This window comes from Mesorhizobium sp. M0119 (genome assembly GCF_040322615.1).
Classification (GTDB): domain Bacteria; phylum Pseudomonadota; class Alphaproteobacteria; order Rhizobiales; family Rhizobiaceae; genus Mesorhizobium.
This window is the reverse complement of record NZ_JAMYTU010000086.1, coordinates 1-4,604: the sequence shown is the minus strand read 5'-3', so window position 1 is coordinate 4,604 and position 4,604 is coordinate 1. Positions and strand designations below refer to the sequence as shown.

Sequence of the window (4,604 nt, the reverse complement as noted above, 5' to 3'; positions counted from 1 at the left end):
GGCCGGTCTATTTGTTAATATCACACTGGTACAGGGCCCCTCTGCTCGCCCCGGGCGCCATGGTATACCTCAGTTACGGGTTGCGCCCGGGCGCCCGGGGGCGCGCCGCCCGCCACTCCCTTCGCAAGGAGGGAGGTTCGTAGCGCGAAGAGTGCGAAAACCTCTTTCCTGAGGGCCGCAAACCGGCCTTCAGGAAACGGGTTTTCTCCCGTTTCTGGCCCACCGCCAATTGGCGGCGGGTGAAAAGACAAGAAGCCGCCGACAGGCGGCGGGCAACAAGACAGGGCCGCCGAGGTGGCCCGAGATGCAAGGCGAGCCGCGGCGAGGCTCGTCCCGAGAATTGAGCTAAGGAGCGACGATGGCCCAGACCCAGACTTTCAATGGCCGCAGACGCGTACGCAAGTTTTTCGGAAAGATCCCGGAAGTTGCGGAGATGCCGAACCTGATTGAGGTTCAGAAGGCATCCTATGACCAGTTCCTGATGGTGGAGGAGCCCAAGGGCGGGCGTCCTGACGAGGGACTGCAGGCAGTTTTCAAGTCGGTCTTCCCGATTTCCGATTTTTCCGGCTCCTCGATGCTGGAATTCGTGAAATATGAGTTCGAGGGACCGAAATTCGACGTTGACGAATGCCGTCAGCGCGACCTGACCTATGCGGCGCCGCTCAAGGTGACGCTGCGCCTCATCGTGTTCGATATCGACGAGGATACCGGCGCGAAGTCGATCAAGGACATCAAGGAGCAGGATGTCTACATGGGCGACATGCCGCTCATGACGTTGAACGGCACCTTCATCGTCAACGGCACCGAGCGCGTCATCGTCTCGCAGATGCACCGTTCGCCAGGCGTCTTCTTCGACCATGACAAGGGCAAGTCGCACTCGTCCGGCAAGCTTCTGTTTGCCGCGCGCGTCATTCCCTATCGCGGTTCGTGGCTCGACATCGAGTTCGATAGCAAGGACGTCGTGCATGCCCGCATTGATCGCCGCCGCAAGATTCCGGTGACGTCGCTGCTGATGGCGCTCGGCATGGACGGCGAAGAGATCCTGTCGACCTTCTACAACAAGATCATCTACAAGCGTGCCGGCGACCATTGGCGCATCCCGTTCAACGTCGAGCGTTTCCGCGGCCTCAAGGCCGTTGGTGACCTGGTCGATGCCGACACCGGCGAAGTCGTCGTCGAGGCCGGCAAGAAGATCACCGCCCGCCAGGCCAGGGCGCTTGGCGAAAAGGGTCTCAAGGCGATCAAAGCAACCGACGAGGATCTGCTTGGCAACTACCTTGCAGAGGATATCGTCAACTACGCGACCGGCGAAATCTTCCTCGAAGCCGGCGACGAGATCGACGAAAAGACGCTGAAAGTGCTGCTCGGCACCGGCGAGGACGAGATCAAGGTTCTCGACATCGACCACGTCAATGTCGGCGCCTATATCCGCAACACGCTCAACGTCGACAAGAACGAGAGCCGCCAGGACGCGCTGTTCGACATCTACCGCGTCATGCGCCCCGGCGAGCCGCCGACGCTCGAAACCGCCGAAGCCATGTTCAACTCGCTGTTCTTCGACAGCGAGCGCTATGATCTGTCGGCCGTCGGCCGCGTCAAGATGAACATGCGCCTGGAGCTCAAGGCCGAGGATACCGTGCGCGTGCTGCGCAAGGACGACATCCTGGCCGTGGTCAAGACGCTGGTCGAACTGCGCGACGGCAAGGGCGAGATCGACGACATCGACAATCTCGGCAATCGCCGCGTGCGCTCGGTCGGCGAGCTGATGGAGAACCAGTACCGCGTCGGCCTGCTGCGCATGGAGCGCGCGATCAAGGAACGCATGTCCTCGATCGAGATCGACACGGTGATGCCGCAGGACCTGATCAACGCCAAGCCGGCGGCTGCCGCCGTGCGCGAGTTCTTCGGTTCCTCGCAGCTGTCGCAGTTCATGGATCAGACCAACCCGTTGTCGGAGATCACCCACAAGCGCCGTCTTTCGGCGCTTGGACCGGGCGGTCTGACCCGCGAGCGTGCCGGTTTCGAAGTGCGCGACGTGCACCCGACGCATTACGGCCGCATCTGCCCGATCGAGACGCCGGAAGGCCCGAATATCGGCCTGATCAACTCGCTTGCGACCTTCGCGCGCGTCAACAAATACGGCTTCATCGAGAGCCCGTACCGCAAGATCGTCAACGGCAAGCTGACCAATGAGGTCGTTTACCTCTCGGCTATGGAAGAGGCCAAGCACCACGTCGCGCAGGCCAATGCCGAGCTCGACAAGAATGGTCATTTCGTCGACGAATTCGTCATTTGCCGCAACGCTGGCGAAGTGATGATGGCGCCGCGCGAAAACGTCGATCTGATGGACGTGTCGCCGAAGCAGATGGTGTCGGTGGCCGCGGCCCTGATCCCGTTTCTCGAGAACGACGACGCCAACCGTGCGCTGATGGGCTCGAACATGCAGCGTCAGGCCGTGCCGCTGGTGCGCGCCGAAGCGCCGTTCGTCGGCACCGGCATGGAGCCGATCGTCGCCCGTGACTCGGGCGCCGCAATCGGCGCCCGCCGCGGCGGCATCGTCGACCAGGTGGACGCGACGCGTATCGTCATCCGCGCAACGGAAGATCTCGATCCCGGCAAGTCCGGCGTCGACATCTACCGGCTGATGAAGTTCCAGCGTTCGAACCAGAACACCTGCATCAACCAGCGTCCGCTGGTGCGCATGGGCGACCGGGTCAACAAGGGCGACATCATTGCCGACGGCCCGTCGACCGAGCTCGGTGATCTGGCCCTCGGCCGCAACGTGCTGGTCGCGTTCATGCCGTGGAACGGCTACAACTACGAGGATTCCATCCTCTTGTCCGAGCGCATCGTCGCCGACGACGTCTTCACCTCGATCCACATCGAGGAGTTCGAAGTCATGGCCCGCGACACCAAGCTCGGGCCGGAGGAGATCACGCGCGACATCCCGAACGTCTCGGAAGAAGCGCTGAAGAACCTCGATGAGGCCGGCATCGTCTACATCGGTGCGGAAGTGCAGCCGGGCGACATCCTGGTCGGCAAGATCACGCCAAAGGGCGAAAGCCCGATGACGCCGGAAGAAAAGCTGCTGCGCGCCATCTTCGGTGAAAAGGCCTCGGACGTGCGCGACACCTCCATGCGCATGCCTCCGGGAACCTTCGGCACCGTCGTCGAAGTGCGCGTCTTCAACCGCCACGGCGTCGAGAAGGACGAGCGCGCCATGGCGATCGAGCGCGAGGAGATCGAACGCCTCGCCAAGGACCGCGACGACGAGCAGGCGATCCTTGACCGTAACGTCTATTCGCGCCTTTCCGACGTTCTCGTCGGCAAGGAGGCGATTGCCGGGCCGAAGGGCTTCAAGAAGGGCTCGAAGCTGTCGAAGGACACGCTCGACGAGTATCCGCGTTCGCAGTGGTGGCAGTTTGCTGTGGAGAACGAAAAGCTCCAGAGCGAACTGGAAGCCCTGCGTGGCCAGTACGACGACTCCAAGAAGGCGCTCGAGCAGCGCTTCATGGACAAGGTCGAGAAGGTGCAGCGCGGCGACGAAATGCCTCCGGGCGTCATGAAGATGGTCAAGGTCTTCGTGGCCGTGAAGCGCAAGATGCAGCCCGGCGACAAGATGGCCGGCCGGCACGGCAACAAGGGTGTCGTGTCGCGGATCGTTCCGGTCGAGGACATGCCTTTCCTCGAGGACGGCACGCATGCCGATATCGTGCTCAACCCGCTGGGTGTGCCGTCGCGCATGAATGTCGGCCAGATCCTGGAAACGCATCTGGGCTGGGCTTGCGCCGGAATGGGCAGGAAGATCGGCGATCTGATCGACGCGTACAAGACGGCGGGCGACATCAAGCCGCTGCGCAAGACGCTCGAGAGCTTCATGCCGGCCAACGACCGCAACGAACCGGTCCGCGAATATGACGACGAGAGCATCGTTCGCCTCAGCGAGCAGATGCGCCGCGGCGTCTCAATCGCCACACCGGTGTTCGACGGCGCGCACGAGGCCGACATCAACATCATGCTGGAGCAGGCGGGCCTGCACACCAGCGGTCAGTCGCAGCTCTATGACGGACGCACCGGCGAACCGTTCGATCGCAAAGTGACGATGGGCTACATATATATGCTTAAGCTTCACCACCTTGTGGATGACAAGATCCACGCGCGTTCGATCGGACCGTACTCGCTCGTTACCCAGCAGCCGCTGGGCGGCAAGGCGCAGTTCGGTGGCCAACGCTTCGGCGAGATGGAGGTCTGGGCGCTCGAAGCGTACGGCGCCGCCTACACGCTGCAGGAGATGCTGACAGTGAAGTCGGACGACGTCGCCGGCCGCACCAAGGTCTACGAGGCAATCGTCAGAGGCGACGACACATTCGAGGCCGGCATCCCGGAGAGCTTCAACGTTCTCGTCAAGGAAATGCGGTCTCTCGGCCTCAATGTCGAATTGGAGAACACCAAGCTCGACGACAACCCGATCCGGCTGCCCGACGCGGCCGAATAAGCAAGACGTGGGGGGGCGGGCCCGGGGCGCCCGCCCGCGCCCACCCGGATCCGGCCGGGGGGCGCGGGGCGGGGGGGGGGGGGGCGGGGGGGGGGGGGGGGGGGGGGGG

Annotated in this window: 1 protein-coding gene; it reads left to right on the top strand. The window is 63.0% G+C overall.

From position 1 onward, the window contains the following. Window positions 1–358 precede the first annotated feature (358 nt). Window positions 359–4,495 carry a DNA-directed RNA polymerase subunit beta gene (gene rpoB / locus NKJ40_RS31480; RefSeq protein WP_292662592.1) on the top strand — a complete coding sequence of 1,379 codons (4,137 nt, stop codon included), beginning with the start codon at window positions 359–361 and terminating at the stop codon, window positions 4,493–4,495. The last annotated feature ends 109 nt before the right edge of the window (window positions 4,496–4,604 follow it).